This is a genomic window from Bacillus sp. (in: firmicutes) (genome assembly GCF_031983925.1).
Lineage (GTDB): Bacteria > Bacillota > Bacilli > Bacillales > Bacillaceae_G > Bacillus_A > Bacillus_A pacificus.
In genome coordinates this window covers 501,455-520,902 of the sequence record NZ_DALYZR010000002.1, presented here as the reverse complement: position 1 = coordinate 520,902, position 19,448 = coordinate 501,455, and the positions used below count along the sequence as shown (strand labels likewise).

The 19,448-nt window shown below is 38.2% G+C and carries 18 protein-coding genes; 16 read left to right on the top strand and 2 right to left on the bottom strand.

What is annotated here, in order from left to right:
- Window positions 1-29 precede the first annotated feature (29 nt).
- The 14 genes from ileS2 (at window position 30) to pyrE (ending at window position 16,614) form a co-directional block, all read left to right on the top strand.
- Window positions 30-2,795 (top strand): isoleucine--tRNA ligase, encoded by a 2,766-nt coding sequence (ileS2, locus tag RTP99_RS08590; RefSeq protein ID WP_000455925.1) that lies wholly within the window; start codon window positions 30-32, stop codon window positions 2,793-2,795.
- Window positions 2,796-2,950: 155 nt separating this feature from the next.
- Window positions 2,951-3,280 (top strand): TraR/DksA C4-type zinc finger protein, encoded by a 330-nt coding sequence (locus RTP99_RS08585; protein WP_001004667.1) that lies wholly within the window; start codon window positions 2,951-2,953, stop codon window positions 3,278-3,280.
- A gap of 124 nt (window positions 3,281-3,404) precedes the next feature.
- Window positions 3,405-3,863 (top strand): lipoprotein signal peptidase LspA, encoded by a 459-nt coding sequence (lspA, locus tag RTP99_RS08580; RefSeq protein WP_000642177.1) that lies wholly within the window; start codon window positions 3,405-3,407, stop codon window positions 3,861-3,863.
- 4 nt (window positions 3,864-3,867) lie between these two features.
- A complete protein-coding gene (locus RTP99_RS08575) occupies window positions 3,868-4,776 on the top strand; it encodes an RluA family pseudouridine synthase (protein ID WP_000005838.1) in 909 nt (302 codons plus the stop codon).
- 203 nt (window positions 4,777-4,979) lie between these two features.
- On the top strand, window positions 4,980-5,522 hold the full coding sequence (pyrR, locus tag RTP99_RS08570) for a bifunctional pyrimidine operon transcriptional regulator/uracil phosphoribosyltransferase (RefSeq protein WP_001156487.1): 543 nt from the start codon (window positions 4,980-4,982) through the stop codon (window positions 5,520-5,522).
- 146 nt (window positions 5,523-5,668) lie between these two features.
- Window positions 5,669-6,952 carry a uracil permease gene (gene uraA / locus RTP99_RS08565; RefSeq protein WP_000435920.1) on the top strand — a complete coding sequence of 428 codons (1,284 nt, stop codon included), beginning with the start codon at window positions 5,669-5,671 and terminating at the stop codon, window positions 6,950-6,952.
- A 148-nt stretch (window positions 6,953-7,100) separates the two neighbouring features.
- Window positions 7,101-8,015, top strand: a complete 915-nt coding sequence (gene pyrB / locus RTP99_RS08560; RefSeq protein ID WP_000018853.1) for an aspartate carbamoyltransferase — start codon at window positions 7,101-7,103, stop codon at window positions 8,013-8,015.
- Window positions 7,999-9,285 carry a dihydroorotase gene (gene pyrC / locus RTP99_RS08555; RefSeq protein WP_001108372.1) on the top strand — a complete coding sequence of 429 codons (1,287 nt, stop codon included), beginning with the start codon at window positions 7,999-8,001 and terminating at the stop codon, window positions 9,283-9,285. Before pyrB ends, pyrC begins: the two co-directional genes overlap by 17 nt.
- A complete protein-coding gene (locus tag RTP99_RS08550) occupies window positions 9,282-10,379 on the top strand; it encodes a carbamoyl phosphate synthase small subunit (protein ID WP_000828682.1) in 1,098 nt (365 codons plus the stop codon). The genes pyrC and RTP99_RS08550 overlap by 4 nt, the downstream gene beginning before the upstream one ends.
- Window positions 10,364-13,582, top strand: coding sequence for a carbamoyl-phosphate synthase large subunit (gene carB, locus RTP99_RS08545; RefSeq protein WP_001126114.1), 3,219 nt, complete (start codon window positions 10,364-10,366; stop codon window positions 13,580-13,582). The genes RTP99_RS08550 and carB overlap by 16 nt, the downstream gene beginning before the upstream one ends.
- A complete protein-coding gene (gene pyrK, locus RTP99_RS08540; RefSeq protein WP_000983358.1) occupies window positions 13,579-14,358 on the top strand; it encodes a dihydroorotate oxidase B electron transfer subunit in 780 nt (259 codons plus the stop codon). The genes carB and pyrK overlap by 4 nt, the downstream gene beginning before the upstream one ends.
- On the top strand, window positions 14,355-15,284 hold the full coding sequence (gene pyrD, locus RTP99_RS08535) for a dihydroorotate oxidase B catalytic subunit (protein ID WP_001081057.1): 930 nt from the start codon (window positions 14,355-14,357) through the stop codon (window positions 15,282-15,284). Before pyrK ends, pyrD begins: the two co-directional genes overlap by 4 nt.
- Window positions 15,269-15,985 carry an orotidine-5'-phosphate decarboxylase gene (gene pyrF / locus RTP99_RS08530; RefSeq protein WP_000083496.1) on the top strand — a complete coding sequence of 239 codons (717 nt, stop codon included), beginning with the start codon at window positions 15,269-15,271 and terminating at the stop codon, window positions 15,983-15,985. The genes pyrD and pyrF overlap by 16 nt, the downstream gene beginning before the upstream one ends.
- Entirely contained in the window at window positions 15,982-16,614 is a 633-nt protein-coding gene (pyrE, locus tag RTP99_RS08525; RefSeq protein WP_000711446.1) for an orotate phosphoribosyltransferase, read from the top strand. Before pyrF ends, pyrE begins: the two co-directional genes overlap by 4 nt.
- Before the next feature lie 108 nt (window positions 16,615-16,722).
- On the opposite strand, the gene RTP99_RS08520 is transcribed toward pyrE, so the two are convergent.
- Window positions 16,723-16,977, bottom strand: a complete 255-nt coding sequence (locus tag RTP99_RS08520) for a YbeF family protein (protein ID WP_001003925.1) — start codon at window positions 16,975-16,977, stop codon at window positions 16,723-16,725.
- Between the two features lie 167 nt (window positions 16,978-17,144).
- Window positions 17,145-18,533, bottom strand: coding sequence for a membrane protein (locus tag RTP99_RS08515; RefSeq protein ID WP_000537896.1), 1,389 nt, complete (start codon window positions 18,531-18,533; stop codon window positions 17,145-17,147).
- 99 nt (window positions 18,534-18,632) lie between these two features.
- On the opposite strand from RTP99_RS08515, the gene RTP99_RS08510 reads away from it, so the two are divergent.
- Both RTP99_RS08510 and RTP99_RS08505 read left to right on the top strand, forming a co-directional pair.
- Window positions 18,633-19,064, top strand: a complete 432-nt coding sequence (locus tag RTP99_RS08510; protein ID WP_170932381.1) for a YoqO family protein — start codon at window positions 18,633-18,635, stop codon at window positions 19,062-19,064.
- A gap of 15 nt (window positions 19,065-19,079) precedes the next feature.
- The gene (locus RTP99_RS08505) at window positions 19,080-19,448 is read left to right on the top strand and encodes a YoqO family protein (protein WP_001208269.1); all 369 of its coding nucleotides are present in this window, start codon (window positions 19,080-19,082) and stop codon (window positions 19,446-19,448) included.

Here is a 19,448-nt window from a genome sequence, read left to right as displayed (position 1 = left end):
TCTTTTATACATGTAAGGAGGAATTGAGCATGGAGTACAAAAATACATTACTAATGCCAAAAACAGAGTTCCCGATGCGTGGGAATTTACCAAAACGTGAGCCTGCAATGCAAGAAAAGTGGGCGGAAATGAATATTTATGAAAAGGTACAAGAACATACGAAAGGTCGTCCTTTATTTGTACTGCATGATGGACCTCCATATGCGAATGGTGACATTCATATGGGACATGCATTAAATAAAGTATTAAAAGACTTTATCGTTCGTTATAAATCAATGACTGGTTTCTGTGCACCATATGTCCCAGGTTGGGATACACACGGTTTACCAATTGAACAAGCTTTAACAAATAAAGGTGTAAAGCGTAAAGAAATGACAGTTGCTGAGTTCCGTAAGTTATGTGCAGAGTATGCATATGAACAAGTAGAACGTCAGCGTGAGCAATTTAAGCGTTTAGGTGTACGTGCTGATTGGGATAACCCATACATTACTTTAGAGCCAGCTTATGAAGCACAACAAATTAAAGTGTTTGGTGATATGGCGAAAAAAGGTTATATCTATAAAGGACAAAAACCAGTTTATTGGTCACCAACGAGTGAATCAGCTTTAGCGGAAGCTGAAATTGAATACCAAGATAAAAAATCTGCATCTATTTACGTAGCATTCCCTGTAAAAGATGGAAAGAACGTATTAGAAGGTGATGAGAAATACATCATCTGGACAACAACGCCTTGGACGTTGCCTGCAAACTTAGGTATTTCTGTTCACCCAGAACTTGAATACGCTATTGTAAAAGTAAATGATGAAAAATATATTATTGCTTCTGAACTATTTGAGACAGTTGCAAAAACGTTAGAGTGGGAAAACGCTGAAGTTGTGAAAACAGTAAAAGGTAGCGAGCTTGAGTATACAGTTGCGAAGCATCCATTCTACGATCGTGATTCATTAGTTATGCTAGGAGATCACGTAACAACAGATGCAGGTACAGGTTGTGTTCATACAGCACCAGGACACGGGGAAGATGACTTTATTGTTGGTAAAAAGTATGGCTTAGAAGTACTTTGCCCAGTTGATGATAAAGGTGTATTAACAGAGGAAGCACCTGGATTTGAAGGCTTATTCTATGATAAAGCTAACAAGCCAATTACAGAAAAATTAGAAGAAGTAGGCGCATTACTGAAGCTAACATTCATTACGCATTCATATCCACATGATTGGAGAACGAAAAAACCTATTATTTTCCGTGCAACAGCACAGTGGTTTGCATCTATTGAAGCATTCCGTAAAGAGTTATTAGAAGCTGTTGCGGAAACAAAATGGGTACCAGCATGGGGCGAAACTCGTCTTCATAACATGGTTCGTGACCGTGGTGACTGGTGTATTTCTCGTCAACGTGCATGGGGTGTGCCAATTCCTGTATTCTATGCTGAGAATGGTGATCCAATCATTACGGATGAAACAATTAACCATGTAGCTGATTTATTCCGTGAACACGGTTCTAACGTATGGTTTGAGCGTGAAGCGAAAGATCTATTACCAGAAGGATTTACACATCCAGGTAGCCCAAATGGTGAATTCCGTAAAGAAACAGACATCATGGATGTATGGTTCGACTCAGGTTCTTCTCACCAAGCGGTATTAGAAGAGCGCGATGACTTACAACGTCCAGCAGATTTATATTTAGAAGGATCTGACCAATATCGTGGTTGGTTTAACTCTTCATTATCGACAGCAGTTGCTGTAACAGGAAAAGCGCCATATAAAGGCGTACTAAGCCATGGTTTCGTATTAGATGGTGAAGGACGTAAAATGAGTAAGTCGATTGGAAACATCGTCGTACCGAAGAAAATTATGGATCAATTAGGCGGAGATATTTTACGATTATGGGTATCTTCTGTTGACTATCAATCTGATGTACGTATTTCGGATGATATTTTAAAACAAGTAGCAGAAGTGTATCGTAAAATCCGTAACACATTCCGTTTCTTATTAGGAAACTTAGACGACTTTAAGCCAAGTGAAAATACAGTAGCTGTAGCTGAACTTCGTGAAGTAGATCGTTACATGTTAGTGAAATTAAATGACTTAATTACAAAAGTAAAAGAAGCATATGAGACATACGACTTCGCTGCTGTATATCATGCAATTCATAACTTCTGTACAATTGATTTAAGTTCATTCTACTTAGACTTTGCAAAAGACATTTTATACATTGAAGGTGCGAACCATGAAGATCGTCGTGCAATTCAAACTGTATTATATGATGTTCTTGTTGCATTGACGAAACTTGTAACACCAATCTTACCGCATACAGCTGATGAAGTATGGCCATACATTCCGGGTGTAACAGAAGAAAGTGTACAATTAACTGATATGCCAGAAGCTGTACAATTAGATGGTGCAGAAGCATTAAAAACAAAATGGGATGCATTTATGACATTGCGTGATGACGTATTAAAAGCGTTAGAAGTGGCTCGTAATGAAAAGGTAATCGGTAAGTCATTAAATGCAAGCATTACGCTATATCCAACTGCAGAAATGAAAGCTATGTTAGAGTCTATTAACGAAGACTTAAAGCAATTATTCATCGTTTCTGAGTACAAACTTGGTGGCATGATGGAAGAAGCGCCAGCAGATGCACCGAAGTATGAACATACAGCGGTTGTTGTTGCTCAAGCAACTGGTGAAACATGTGAACGCTGTTGGGTAGTTTCAGAAACAATTGGTAAAGATGCTGAACATGAAACATTATGTGAGCGTTGTGCAACGGTTGTTAAAGAAAATTATGTAAAATAATAAGGGGTGACTGCACGTAAAGTGCAGTCATTTTTTGGTTAACAGTATATTGAAATAACTTTCACTCTCTTTCCTATGAAGGAAAAATGTGTGAGAGGTAAGCATATAAATTTCGGACACACTAATCGTACATTGCAACTGGGAGGAATGTACACGTGAATGAAATGTATATGGAAATCAAAGAAGAATTGCAATTGATGCGAAAAGAGTTACAAGAGAGGCTAGCTAAAGAGGTTATGTACAAATATAATACAGAGTTTAGCGAAGAGCTTGGGTATGAAATGAAGGAAGAGATAAAGAAAAAACTATTATTACATGATATAAAAGAGGATTTAAAAGATGTAGAACGTGCATTATTTAAAATGGAAATAGATATGTATGGTATTTGTGAAGAAACAGGGAGAGTAATGTCGGTAAAACAAATGAAAACGATGCCGACTGCACGTACCATTCATGAATTTTTCTATGAAAAAGTAAATGTATGAATGGGCACAACGATATTATATTACCTTTTTTTTATTTATTTTATTCTTCTATAAAGGTTCATTGTGAAAAGGTTGCAGCTATGCTAAAATTTTGAGGTACACTGTCTTTGTGGGGGAAATGAAAATGATATATTATGTAATAGCGTTATTTGTCATTGCCATCGATCAAATATCGAAATGGCTAATTGTAAAGAACATGGAATTGGGTACGAGCATTCCGATTATCGATAATGTATTATACATAACATCACATCGAAATAGAGGAGCTGCCTGGGGCATTTTAGAAAATAAAATGTGGTTTTTCTACATTATTACAGTCGTTTTTGTAGCATTTATCGTATTTTATATGAAAAAATATGCAAAAACAGACAAGCTTCTAGGAATTTCATTAGGTCTAATTTTAGGCGGAGCAATTGGTAATTTTATTGATCGTGTATTTAGACAAGAAGTAGTGGATTTCATTCACGTGTATATTTTCTCGTACAACTATCCAGTATTCAATATCGCTGATTCAGCATTATGTATTGGTGTTGTATTAATTATTATTCAAACATTATTAGAAGGCAAGAAAACGAAGGAGTAATTGAATGAGTGAAGTAGTACAAGTAACAGTTGCAGAAGAACAAAAAAATGAGCGAATTGATAAATTCGTTGCAGGAATAAATAATGAATGGTCACGTACACAAGTACAACAATGGATTAAAGATGACGTTGTTACAGTTAATGGAAAAGCTGTAAAAGGGAATTATAAAGTTAGAGAAAATGATGAAATTACAGTGACGATTCCTGAGCCAGAAGAGTTAGATATTCAGCCAGAAGATATGAACTTAGAAATTTATTATGAAGATGCAGATGTACTTGTTGTTAATAAGCCGCGTGGTATGGTTGTACATCCAGCACCAGGTCATACAAGTGGTACACTTGTGAACGGTCTTATGCACCATTGTACAGACTTATCAGGCATTAATGGTGTGATGCGTCCAGGTATCGTGCATCGTATTGATAAGGATACGTCAGGTCTATTAATGGTTGCTAAAAATGATATGGCACACGAATCACTTGTAAATCAACTTGTAGCAAAAACAGTAACGAGACGTTACAAAGCGATTGTACACGGTGTCATTCCGCACGATAAGGGAACGATTGATGCTCCGATTGCTCGTGATAAGAAAGAACGTCAAAGTATGACGGTTGATGAAAATGGTAAGCATGCTGTTACGCATTTCCAAGTGTTAGAGCGATTCAAAGATTTCACACTTGTAGAATGTCGCTTAGAAACAGGGCGTACACATCAAATTCGTGTTCATATGAAATATATTGGCTATCCACTTGCAGGAGATCCAAAGTATGGACCAAAGAAAACGTTAGATATGAACGGACAAGCACTTCATGCAGGTATTTTAGGATTTGATCATCCTCGCACTGGTGAATATATTCAGTTTGAGGCACCGATTCCAGAAGTGTTTGAAGACGCATTAAATATTTTACGAAAATAGTATTGACAAATCATAAGAAAACTGAGATACTGACAACAGTTAAATAATGATCCTTTAACACAGCCCCGTGAGGTTGAGAAGGTAACGGTTTGAAATGCATAGGGTATGCTATACCCTTTTTCAAAAGTCCTCTCGCACACGCTGAGAGGACTTTTTTTTATACCATTACTCTCACGCAAGAAAAAAGCTTGGAGGTGTAGAGCATGCAAGAGAAAGCTGTCGTTTTAGATGACCAAATGATTCGCCGCGCTTTAACACGAATTAGTCATGAAATCGTGGAACGAAATAAAGGTGTCGATAATTGTGTTCTTGTCGGAATTAAAACTCGTGGAATTTTTATTGCACAACGTTTGGCAGAACGAATTGGTCAAATTGAAGGAAAAGAAATAGAAGTTGGAGAGCTAGACATTACGTTATATCGTGATGATTTAACGCTACAATCGAAAAATAAAGAACCACTTGTAAAAGGTTCTGATATCCCTGTAGATATTACGAAGAAAAAAGTTATCCTTGTAGATGATGTATTATATACAGGCAGAACAGTTCGAGCAGCAATGGATGCTCTGATGGATTTAGGTAGACCATCACAAATCCAATTGGCGGTTCTTGTTGATAGAGGTCATCGTGAACTACCAATTCGCGCTGATTATGTAGGAAAGAACATTCCAACATCAAGTGAAGAGCGTATCGAAGTTGATTTGCAAGAGACAGATCAACAAGATCGAGTAAGCATATACGATAAGTAAAGCCCTTTTAAATGTAGTCCTGTGAGGCTGCCAAAGGGTCTTGGCTTTCATATGTCAAATTTGGCATACGAAAGTGTAGGACTCTTTGTGCACAGGCACAAAGAGTTTTTTTATTGCAAAGATTTAAACTGAAGGAGGATGTAACAATGGAACAAAAGCCAGTGTTAGACGTTAATGAAGTACCGAAACCGGGAAAATGGTTATTTTTAAGTATACAACATTTGTTCGCGATGTTTGGATCAACAGTGCTTGTTCCGTTTTTAACAGGATTGAATCCGTCAGTAGCATTAATATCAAGTGGATTAGGAACGTTAGCGTTTCTTCTTATAACGAAAGGTCAAGTACCTGCCTATCTAGGATCATCATTCGCCTTTATCGCACCGATTATAACAGCAAAAACGGCAGGTGGACCGGGAGCAGCAATGCTTGGTGGGTTGCTAGCAGGGCTTGTGTATATCTTAATCTCAATCGGAATTAAGAAATCAGGATCAAAGTGGATTATGAAATTACTACCACCAATCGTAGTTGGTCCAGTAGTAATGGTAATCGGTCTAGCTTTAGCACATACAGCAGTAAACATGGCGATGAATGGTGCGGATGGCAAATATAGCTTTACACACTTTTCAGTAGCATTAGTAACATTAGCAATTACAATTATATGCTCAATATTCGGAAGAGGATTTTTCAGTATCATACCAGTGTTACTTGGCATTATCGGCGGATATATTTTCGCTTACTTCCAAGGGCTAGTAGACTTAAAGCCGGTAGCTGAGGCAAAATGGTTTGTTGTACCAGATTTCACAGTACCATTTGTAACATACACACCAGAGTTTTCATGGAAGATCGTACTCTTGATGGTACCAGTTGCACTAGTAACAATTTCAGAACATATCGGACACCAAATTGTACTAGGAAATGTTATTAAAAGAGATTTAATTGAAAAACCTGGTTTACACCGTTCAATCTTCGGTGATGGAGTAGCAACATTAATCGCATCACTAATCGGTGGACCACCGAATACAACGTATGGTGAAAACATCGGTGTGCTAGCAATTACAAGAGCGTACAGTGTATACTTATTCATCGGTTCAGCCGTATTCGCAATCATGTTCGGATTTATCGGTAAGATTTCTGCACTGATTCATTCGATACCAACACCAGTTATGGGTGGTGTATCAATCTTACTATTCGGTGTAATCGCATCAAGCGGATTACGTATGATGGTAGACGATAAAACAGATTTAAGTGACAAACGAAACTTAATGATTGCATCAGTAATACTAGTAATCGGTATTGGTGGAGCGGTACTTCACGTAGGAGAATCATTCCAAGTAGAAGGAATGGCACTAGCAGCAATTGTAGGTGTACTGCTAAATTTACTACTACCGGAAACGAAACAAATAAAACAATCTAAGCAGATTGCTTCATAATAATAACCTTTTAATTCAGTCCTGTGAGACCGAAAAGGGTGGCTTCTTTCTTGCACCCTAGTCTCACACGACTAGGGTATTTTTATGCAGAGGTTGTTATAAAAATACAAAAGTGGTAACATAAAAATCAGAAAGATGAGGGATGACGATGAGCCATTTGTTAACGATGAGTGAATTATCCGAAGTAGAAATTTCAGAAATCCTAAAAGACGCAGAAGATTTTGCGAATGGGAAAGAAAGCAAAACGACAGAGCAAACTTTTGTTGCGAACTTGTTCTTTGAGAATAGTACGAGAACAAGATTTAGCTTTGAAGTTGCTGAGAAGAGATTAGGACTTGATGTTTTAAACTTTTCAGCTGATGCATCTAGCGTACAAAAAGGAGAAACATTATACGATACGATAAGAACACTAGAATCAATCGGAACAAAAGCAGTGGTCATCCGCCACGAGCAAGATCGCTACTTCGATGAACTAAAAGATCAGGTGAATATTCCAATCTTAAACGCTGGAGATGGATGTGGGAACCACCCAACGCAGTGCTTACTCGACCTTCTTACCATTAAACAAGAGTTTGGAAGATTTGAAGGATTGAAGATTGCGATAGTAGGAGATGTTCGTCATAGCCGAGTAGCACGTTCGAATGCAGAAGCATTAACGAAACTGGGTGCAACAATTTACTTCGCAAGTCCAGAAGAGTGGAAAGATGAAGACAACACATTTGGAACATACAAACCATTAGATGAGCTTGTTCCAGAAGTGGATGTAATGATGTTACTTCGTGTACAACATGAGCGTCATGATCATTATGAAACAGACATTATGAAAGAGTATCATGAGAAACACGGATTAACAGTGGAAAGAGAACAGCGTATGAAAGAAGGAAGCATTATTATGCATCCAGCTCCTGTAAACCGAGATGTTGAAATTGCAAGTGAACTTGTTGAGTGTGAGCGTTCACGCATATTTAAACAAATGGAAAATGGAGTTTACGTAAGAATGGCTGTACTAAAACGCGCCTTACCAAATGTATTAGGAGGAATGAAACATGAATTACTTGTTTAAAAATGGTCGTTATATGAATGAAGAAGGAAAAATCGTAGCAACGGATCTTCTCGTACAAGACGGTAAAATCGCTAAGGTAGCAGAAAATATTACGGCAGATAATGCTGAAGTAATCGATGTGAACGGAAAGTTAATTGCACCTGGATTAGTAGATGTACACGTACACCTTCGTGAACCAGGTGGTGAACATAAAGAAACAATTGAAACAGGTACACTAGCAGCGGCAAAAGGTGGATTCACTACAATTTGTGCAATGCCAAATACACGCCCAGTACCAGATTGCAGAGAACATATGGAAGACTTACAAAATCGTATTAAAGAAAAAGCGCATGTTAACGTATTACCATATGGAGCAATTACAGTACGTCAAGCGGGTTCTGAAATGACAGATTTCGAAACGTTAAAAGAACTTGGAGCATTTGCTTTCACTGATGACGGTGTAGGCGTACAAGATGCTAGCATGATGTTAGCTGCTATGAAACGTGCAGCGAAATTAAATATGGCAGTAGTTGCGCACTGTGAAGAGAATACTCTTATTAATAAAGGTTGTGTACATGAAGGGAAGTTTTCTGAGAAACACGGATTAAACGGTATCCCATCAGTATGTGAATCTGTACATATTGCAAGGGATATACTGCTTGCTGAAGCGGCAGATTGTCACTATCACGTATGTCACGTAAGTACGAAAGGCTCTGTACGTGTAATCCGTGATGCAAAGCGCGCTGGAATTAAAGTAACAGCAGAAGTAACACCTCATCACCTAGTGTTATGTGAAGATGATATCCCATCAGCTGACCCTAACTTTAAAATGAACCCACCGCTTCGTGGAAAAGAAGATCACGCAGCATTAATTGAAGGTTTATTAGATGGAACAATCGATATGATCGCAACTGATCATGCACCGCATACAGCAGAAGAGAAAGCACAAGGAATTGAAAGAGCACCATTCGGAATTACTGGTTTTGAAACAGCATTCCCGCTTTTATACACAAACCTTGTGAAAAAAGGAATTATTACATTAGAACAATTAATTCAATTCTTAACAGAAAAGCCAGCTGATACATTCGGCTTAGAAGCAGGTCGCCTGAAAGAAGGTAGAGCAGCTGATATTACAATTATTGATTTAGAACAAGAAGAAGAGATTGACCCAACAACATTCTTATCAAAAGGAAAAAATACACCATTCGCAGGTTGGAAATGCCAAGGATGGCCGGTAATGACAATCGTTGGTGGTAAGATCGCATGGCAAAAGGAGAGTGCATTAGTATGAAAAGACAACTTATCTTAGAAGATGGAACAGTATTAATTGGAACAGGTTTCGGAGGAGAAATCGAAAAGTCAGGTGAGGTTGTATTTACAACAGGAATGACTGGATATCAAGAAACATTATCTGATCCATCATATTGCGGTCAAATTGTAACATTCACGTACCCATTAATCGGAAACTACGGCATCAACCGTGACGATTTTGAATCGATTCACCCATCTGTAAATGGTTTAATCGTAAACGAAATTTGTGATCACCCATCAAACTTCCGTAATGAAATTTCGTTAAATGACTACTTAAAAGAAAGAAACATCCCAGGATTAGCAGGGATTGATACGAGAAAATTAACGAGAAAAATTCGTCAATACGGTACATTACGCGGACGCCTTTGTAATATGGATGCAGATGTAGAATACATCGTGAGCCAATTAAAAGCGACAGTATTTACAGATCATGTGAAACGCGTATCAACGAAAGATCCATACCCAAGCCCAGGCCGCGGACATCGCGTTGTACTAGTAGACTTCGGTATGAAACATGGTATTTTAAGAGAATTAAATAAACGTGATTGCGATGTGATTGTAGTTCCTTACAATACAACAGCTGAAGAAATTTTACGCCTTAGCCCAGATGGGATTATGCTAAGTAACGGACCTGGGGATCCAAAAGATGTACCAGAAGCAATTGAAATGTTAAAAGACATTATCGGTAAAGTTCCTTTATTCGGAATTTGTCTAGGACATCAATTGTTCGCTCTAGCATCTGGTGCGAATACAAGTAAGTTAAAATTCGGCCACCGTGGGTTAAACCATCCAGTAAAAAATCTTGCAACTGGAAAAGTAGCAATTACATCTCAAAACCATGGTTACGCAGTAGAAGAAGAATCAGTTGAAAATACAGAACTTGAAATTACACATGTTGCTTTAAATGATGGCACAGTAGAAGGTCTTCGTCATAAGAAGTTCCCAGCATTTACAGTACAATACCATCCAGAAGCTTCAGCGGGACCAGAAGATGCAAATGATTTATTCGAAGATTTCTTAACAATGATTGAAAACTTCAAGAAAGAAGGGGAAGAGTTATGCCAAAACGCCTAGACATTAACACAATTTTAGTAATCGGATCAGGACCAATTGTAATTGGGCAAGCAGCGGAGTTTGACTACTCTGGTACACAAGCTTGTCAATCTCTTAAAGAGGAAGGTTACAAAGTAATCCTTGTTAACTCTAACCCAGCAACAATTATGACCGATACTGCAACAGCAGATAAAGTATACATTGAGCCTTTAACATTAGAATTCGTAAGCCGAATCATTCGTAAAGAACGTCCAGATGCAATCTTACCAACATTAGGTGGTCAAACAGGTTTAAACATGGCTGTTGAACTTGCAAAATCAGGCGTACTTGAAGAGTGCGGAGTTGAAATTTTAGGAACAAAATTGTCAGCAATCGAGCAAGCGGAAGATCGTGATTTATTCCGTACATTAATGCAAGATTTAAATGAACCAACACCACCAAGTGAAATCATTCATAACCTTGATGAAGCATATAGCTTTGTAAACGAAATTGGTTATCCAGTAATCGTTCGTCCAGCATTCACATTAGGCGGAACGGGCGGCGGAATTTGCCATAACGAAGAAGAGTTAATTGAAATCGTAACAAGTGGTTTAAAACATAGCCCAGTAACACAATGTTTATTAGAGAAAAGTATTGCTGGTTGTAAAGAAATTGAATATGAAGTAATGCGTGATTCAAATGATAACGCGATTGTAGTATGTAACATGGAAAACATCGATCCAGTTGGTGTTCATACAGGTGATTCTATCGTTGTAGCACCGAGCCAAACGCTAAGCGACCGTGAATACCAAATGTTACGTAATACTTCATTACGAATTATTCGTGCACTAGGAATTGAAGGTGGATGTAACGTTCAGCTTGCACTAGATCCATATAGCTTCCAATACTATGTAATCGAAGTAAACCCACGTGTAAGTCGTTCATCTGCATTAGCATCTAAAGCAACTGGATATCCAATTGCGAAATTAGCAGCGAAAATTGCAGTCGGCTTAACATTAGATGAAATCGTAAACCCAGTAACACAAAAAACTTACGCTTGCTTCGAGCCAGCATTAGACTATGTTGTTTCAAAAATTCCACGCTGGCCATTTGATAAGTTTGAATCAGCGAACAGAACACTTGGAACGCAGATGAAAGCAACTGGTGAGGTTATGTCAATCGGACGTAACTTAGAAGAATCATTATTAAAAGCGGTTCGTTCTTTAGAGCTTGGCATTTATCACTTAGAATTAGACCACTTAAAAGAACTTGATAAAGAAACAATGAAAAAACGCATTATTAAAGCAGATGATGAGCGACTGTTTATCGTAGCAGAAGCAATTCGTCAAGGTGTAACGAAAGAAGAGATTAACGAATGGTGTGAAATGGACTTCTTCTTCTTACAAAAAGTTGAAAATATCGTAAATATGGAACGCGAAGTAAAAGCGAATGTAGGAAATATGGAAGTACTACAAACCGCAAAAGAAATGGGCTTCAGCGATCACTACATCGCAGCAGCTTGGAACAAAACGGAGCGCGAAATTTACGATATGCGTAAAGAAAATAATATGACGCCAGTATTCAAAATGGTAGATACTTGTGCGGCAGAGTTTGAATCTGCAACACCGTATTACTACAGCACATACGCTGAGGAGAACGAATCAATTGTAACAGATCGTAAGAGTGTAGTAGTTCTAGGATCTGGTCCGATCCGCATTGGTCAAGGTGTTGAGTTTGACTATGCAACAGTTCACTCAGTATGGGCAATTAAAGAAGCTGGATATGAAGCGATTATCATTAACAATAACCCAGAAACTGTTTCAACAGACTTCAGTATTTCTGACAAATTATACTTTGAACCATTAACGATTGAAGATGTAATGCACATCATCGATTTAGAAAAGCCAGAAGGTGTTATCGTTCAGTTTGGTGGACAAACGGCGATTAACTTAGCGGCGAAATTAGAAGAACATGGTGTGAAGATTTTAGGAACATCACTTGAAGACTTAGACCGTGCAGAAGATCGTGATAAATTCGAAGCTGCTTTAACAAAACTTGGTATCCCACAACCAGTTGGTAAAACAGCAACGACTGTAGAACAAGCGGTAGCAATCGCAGAAGAAATTGGTTACCCAGTGTTAGTAAGACCATCTTACGTACTAGGTGGACGTGCGATGGAAATCGTATATCGTCAAGAAGAACTACTGCACTACATGAAAAATGCAGTTAAAGTTCACGCAGATCACCCAGTATTAATCGACCGTTACATGGTCGGTAAAGAAATTGAAGTAGATGCAATTTCAGACGGTGAGAATGTATTCATTCCAGGTATTATGGAACATATTGAACGCGCTGGAGTTCACTCTGGTGACTCAATTGGAGTATATCCACCACAAAGCTTATCTGAAAAATTAAAAGAACAAATTATTGAACATACAATTGCACTTGGAAAAGGATTAAACATTGTTGGATTACTAAATATCCAGTTTGTCGTATTCGAAAATCAAGTGTACGTAATTGAAGTAAATCCACGTGCGAGCCGTACAGTACCATTCTTAAGTAAAATTACAGGTGTACCAATGGCAAACGTTGCAACGAAAGTTATTCTAGGGCAAGACCTAGTAGAGCAAGGATACGGAACGGGTTATCACCCAGAAGAGAAAGAAGTATATGTAAAAGCTCCGGTATTCTCATTCGCGAAATTACGCTCAGTGGATACAACATTAGGACCTGAAATGAAATCAACAGGGGAAGTAATGGGTAAAGATTTAACGCTTGAAAAAGCATTATATAAAGGATTAGTTGCTTCTGGAATTAACATCCCAACGCACGGATCAGTAATCATTACTGTAGCGGATAAAGATAAAGAAGAGGCGATGGAAATTGCAAAACGTTTCCATGAAATCGGCTATAACTTATTAGCAACAGCTGGAACAGCACAATCGTTAACAGAGCAAAATATCCCAGTACAAGTTGTAAACAAAATTGATTCTGAGGACTACAACTTACTAGATATTATCCGCCAAGGAAAAGCACAGTTTGTAATCAATACATTAACAAAAGGCAAACAACCAGCGCGTGATGGTTTCCGCATTCGCCGTGAATCAGTAGAAAATGGTGTAGCTTGCTTAACATCACTTGATACAACGAGAGCAATCTTACGAGTATTAGAATCTATGACATTCTCAGCTCATTCAATGAAAGAAATTACGCAAACAAAGCGTCACGAGGTGGTACATGCATGATGCAAAAGCAAAATATGATCGTCGTTAATCAAAAAGAAATCGCAAAGAACATTTACGAATTAGTGCTTCAAGGAACTTTAGTACAGCAAATGAACGAACCAGGGCAGTTTGTACACATTAAGGTAGCAGAGGGCATTGCGCCCCTTCTGCGCCGCCCAATTAGTATTTGTAATGTAGATCAAGAGAAGAACGAATTTACAATGCTATATCGTGCGGAAGGACAAGGGACAAAAACATTAGCAACTAGAAAACAAGGTGAAATGGTAGATGTATTAGGACCATTAGGACACGGTTTTCCTGTAGAAGAAGCAGAAGCTGGTCAAACAGCTTTACTAGTAGGCGGGGGGATTGGTGTACCACCACTTTATGAATTATCACAGCGCCTCGTTGCAAAAGGTGTACGTGTGATTCACATCTTAGGTTTTCAAACGAAAGATGTAGTTTTCTATGAAGAAAAATTTGCAGAACTTGGTGATACGTACGTTGCGACAGTAGACGGTACACACGGTACAAAAGGATTTGTCACAGATGTAATTGATCATTACGGAATTGACTTTGATATTCTTTATTCATGTGGTCCGTTAGCGATGCTTCGTGCATTAGAAGGACGTTACAAAGAGAAAAAAGCCTATATTTCATTAGAAGAACGTATGGGCTGTGGTATTGGAGCTTGTTTCGCATGTGTATGCCACTTACAAGAAGATCCAAGTGGACATTCTTACAAGAAGGTGTGTAGCGACGGACCAGTATTTCCAATCGGGGAGGTTGTACTATGAACAGATTGCAAGTTGAATTACCGGGATTATCATTAAAAAATCCAATTATACCAGCATCTGGATGCTTTGGGTTTGGTCGTGAATATGCACAGTTTTACGATTTAAGTGTACTAGGATCAATCATGATTAAAGCGACGACAGAACAACCACGCTATGGAAATCCTACGCCTCGTGTTGCTGAAACACCGGGCGGCATGTTAAATGCAATCGGACTTCAAAACCCAGGATTAGAAAAAGTAATGAATTCTGAATTACCATGGTTAGAACAATTTGACCTTCCAATCATTGCAAACGTTGCAGGTTCACAAGCTGAGGATTACGTAGCGGTTGCAAAGGAAATTTCTAAAGCGCCTAATGTCCATGCACTGGAATTAAATATTTCTTGTCCAAACGTAAAAACAGGTGGTATCGCCTTTGGTACAAATCCTGAAATTGCTGCTGATTTAACGAAGCGAGTAAAAGAGGTTTCTGAAGTACCTGTATACGTGAAGTTGTCACCGAACGTGGCAAACATTGTGGAAATTGCAAAAGCGATTGAAAATGCAGGTGCAGATGGTTTAACGATGATTAATACATTGCTTGGTATGCGTCTAGATTTAAAAACAGCTAAACCAATTTTAGCAAACCGTACAGGCGGATTATCAGGTCCTGCGATTAAGCCAGTAGCAATTCGTATGGTACATGAAGTAAGCCAAGCGGTTAACATTCCAATTATCGGAATGGGTGGCATTGAAACAGCGGAAGATGTAATCGAATTCTTCTACGCTGGCGCAAGCGCAGTTGCAGTAGGTACAGCGAACTTTATCGATCCGTTCGTATGTCCGACAATTATTGAAGAGTTACCAGCATTACTAGATGAATTAGGATTTGATCACATTTCGGAATGTCAAGGAAGGAGCTGGAAGCAAACATGTCACAGTCGTTAATCGTTGCACTAGATTTTCCAGGGAAACAAGATGTAGAACAATTCTTGCGCCACTTTGAAGGGGAAGAGTTATTTGTCAAAGTTGGTATGGAGTTATTTTACAAAGAAGGCCCTGCAATTATTACGTACTTAAAAGAAAAAGGACATAAGATTTTTCTAGATTTAAAACTTCATGATATTCCAAATACAGTAAAAAGCGCTATGCGTAGCCTAGCTAGTCTAGATGTTGATATGGTAAATGTTCATGCTGCTGGGGGAAGCAGTATGATGAAAGCTGCGATTGAGGGATTAGAGGAAGGTAAGCAAGAAGGAAAAGAGAGACCGATTTGTATTGCAGTTACACAACTAACAAGCACTTCGGAAGCTATGATGAAAAAAGAGATCGGCATTGAGAAAACGTTAGAAGAAGCGGTTGCTCATTATGCAAAACTAACGAAAGAAAGTGGACTTGATGGCGTTGTTTGCTCAACGCTTGAAGTTCCAAAACTACGTGAAGTATGCGGAAATGAATTTGTAACAGTAACACCGGGGATTCGTCTTGCGAGCGATGATGTAAATGACCAGGTGCGCGTAGCAACACCGAAACGTGCGAGGGAACTTGGCTCAAGCTATATCGTAGTTGGACGTAGTATTACAAAAGCAGAAAATCCGCTTGAAGCGTATAAAACAGTAAAACAACAGTGGGAAGGTGTAACAGTATGAAAAAAGAAATCGCATCGCATTTATTAGAAATTGGAGCAGTATTTTTACAACCGAATGATCCATTCACATGGTCTTCAGGTATGAAATCACCAATTTATTGTGATAACCGTTTAACTTTATCTTATCCGAAAGTACGTCAAGCAATTGCAGCTGGATTAGAAGAGTTAATTAAAGAGCACTTCCCAACTGTAGAAGTTATTGCAGGAACAGCAACTGCTGGTATTGCGCACGCTGCATGGGTAAGCGATCGTATGGATTTACCAATGTGCTACGTACGTAGTAAAGCAAAAGGTCACGGTAAAGGGAACCAAATTGAAGGAAAAGCTGAAAAAGGTCAAAAAGTAGTAGTAGTAGAAGACTTAATTTCAACTGGCGGTAGTGCAATTACATGTGTAGAAGCACTTCGCGAAGCTGGCTGTGAAGTATTAGGAATCGTATCAATCTTCACATACGAGCTTGAAGCAGGAAAAGAAAAACTAGAAGCAGCTAACGTAGCATCATATTCTTTAAGCGACTACAGTGCATTAACTGAAGTTGCAGCAGAAAAAGGTATGATCGGACAAGCTGAAACGAAAAAATTACAAGAGTGGCGTAAAGATCCAGCTAACGAAGCTTGGATCACAGCGTAACACGAAAAAAGACGACTGCGGGGGAACGCGGTCGTCTTTTTTATATAAATTCAATGTAAAGTTCCATCAATATTAAAGAAAATCATATGACGATCCCCTTGCTAGCAACTATTTAGCGTTTTCCACAACTTCATACCCTCTCACAAACAATAGCGTCATATAAGAAACAATAAATGAGAAGATGCTATACATGCCAACCCAAAAGAAAAACTTCGGAGTAAAGGCGATAACACCTATTATTAAAAAACTAGCAAACGTTACAATCGGCATGACGTAATACGTTTTTGTCTTGCAGGTTCCAACAATAGAAATGATAAAGATAAGTAATGGACAAATTAATAAGACGAAAATCAATTCATTCATAGTTATGTCCCCTTTTCTAATGGAAGTAATCTGTTTCTCGTAAACGTTTTGAAATAATTACTCTCCTAATATAATTTCGCTAAGTAATAACGAATCCCTCTTGAAAACTGATAATTCATGATGAATTTTACAAGCAAAAAGCGTAAGCAAAAGAAAACTTGCTTACGCTATAGAATAAATATCGCAACGATCGTGGTGACAATTAAGCCAATCCCAACTGGTAAAAAGTTTCGACGTGCAAGTTCAAATGGATCGACTTTACAAATCGCAGCGGCAGGAATAAGTGCCCAAGGAATTAACGTCCCGCCCCCGGTCCATATAGCTGCAATTTGCCCGAGTGCTGTTAATGTAGCTGTTCCATGGCCAAGTGCTGTTCCGAAAAGATTGGCAATGGAACCAGCAAGTGATATACCAGAAAAGCCAGATCCATCTAAGCCGGTAATGACACCAACGATAGTTAATGTCCCTGCCGATACATATTGATTTAAAGGAACAGTTTGAGACAAAGCGATTCCTAAGTCGTTAATGATTCCGTGTGAACCTTTCGGTAAATAGTCTCCGATAATTTTTACAAAACCGCTATCTCCTAAATAAAAGAGTGCAGCAATTGGAATAACTGGACCAAAGATTTTAAAGCCAAATTGGAGCCCTTCTATAAAATAATCGGTCGTTTTATTTAGTCCATTTCCTTTGTAAGCGATGAGAGAAATGATGATAATCATAATAACAGTGGTCCCACCGATAAGTGCAGTTGCGTCGCTTCCTTGTAGTTTAAATTGAATCATGCAAAGGATATCGATGGCATATATGATCGGAATACAAATAGCGAGCCATTTTTTTGTCTGAGGAGATAATGAAGTGAGCGTTTTAGAAGACGCAGTTGATGGAATAGATTCTTGTATAGAAGATAATCCTGTATGAAATTCTTTTCGTAAGAAGAAAAATGCGACGGAAGTTGTCACAATGCCCATAACAATTACGAGAGGAACACTGGCAGAAACAACGCTAGAAACAGGAAGACCAGCAGCGTCCGCTGTTAATTTTGGTGCACCTTGAATAACGAAGTCACCAGATAAGGCGATGCCGTGTCCGAATAAGTTCATAGCGATGGCAACTCCAATTGGCGGAAGGCCAACGCGTACAGCGACGGGTAATAAAATAGCCCCCATTAAGGCGACAGCTGGAGAAGGCCAAAAGAAGAAAGAAATTGTCATCATTAAAAGGCCGATAATCCAGTAGGCGAGGGTAGGGGTACGAATCATCTTTGTAAATGGTGAAATCATCGTATCATTTATGCCGGTATGAACGAGTAGATTGCTCATTGATACGATAATGGAAATGATTAATATAGTTGGTAAAAGTTCAGTAATAGCGTAAATGAAACTTTGAAAAATACCGCTAATGGCAAGAGGGATAGAACTTGTAGCTGTTAATGCTAATAAAAAGATAAAAACGATACAAATAATCGTCGTATCCTTTCGGAAAATAAAAAAGGTAATAATGGTGAGTAAACAAATAACATAGAGAGCGTGTAATAGCGTTAATTCAACTCCCATAACATTCACATCCTTTAGGCATTCGTGTAGTTTATTGTATGAAAGCGGTGAAAGTATGTGAGTATAGGAAAAAGAAAAAGTAAAATTTCATGTACTGTAATGGTAAGAATGATAAATGGATGTTACAATACAATTAATCCTAAAAATGGAATTAAAGGAGGGCTTATGCACAAAAAAATTGGATTTTGGGGATTCGTTATATCTTGTAGTCTATTAATCATTTTAAACTTGTTTACAAACAATGAATGGATCAGTATTATACCTGTTTTCGGATTTGTTTTTGTACTGTTATATAACTGGGATGATATGAAACAATATAGTAAGAAAAATATCGGAATTATGATAGGTACCATTGTTGTTTGCTCATTTTTCGTAGGATTTATTTTAATTGAAGGGCAGAAGCAAATGGAAAAAATGTCTATTTTTCAAGAGTGGATGTCTTCTGCGAAGGGGCTTTATATTGTCATTGTAGTTGTTGTTTTTCTAAGAATTGTTATAAGGATAACAAGTTACATATTAAAGGAAAAGTAGAATGGTGGAGTATGAATGAGAGAGAAAATTGGGTATTATGGTGTGCTCGTTTGTTTGCTATTATCAGTTATTTCAGGACAATTTCTTAACAGTGCATGGGTGCCAGTTATATTATGTATAGGGGTGTTGGTTTTTGCTCCTATGTATCGCTGGGACGAGTGGAAAGCATACAGCCGAAAAAAGAAAATTATTTTCAGCATCGAGTTTGTTATTATAATTAGCACGATTCCATTTTTGTTACTGAAGGGAAATGAAATAATAGATGGGATTGTAATGTTTCAAGGCTGGTTATTTATTGCAAAATTACTATATTTAATGTGTGTTTTAATAGTGGTAGCGCTAGTCGCTAAAAAAGTAAATGAAAAGTTATTTGCTAATGAATAA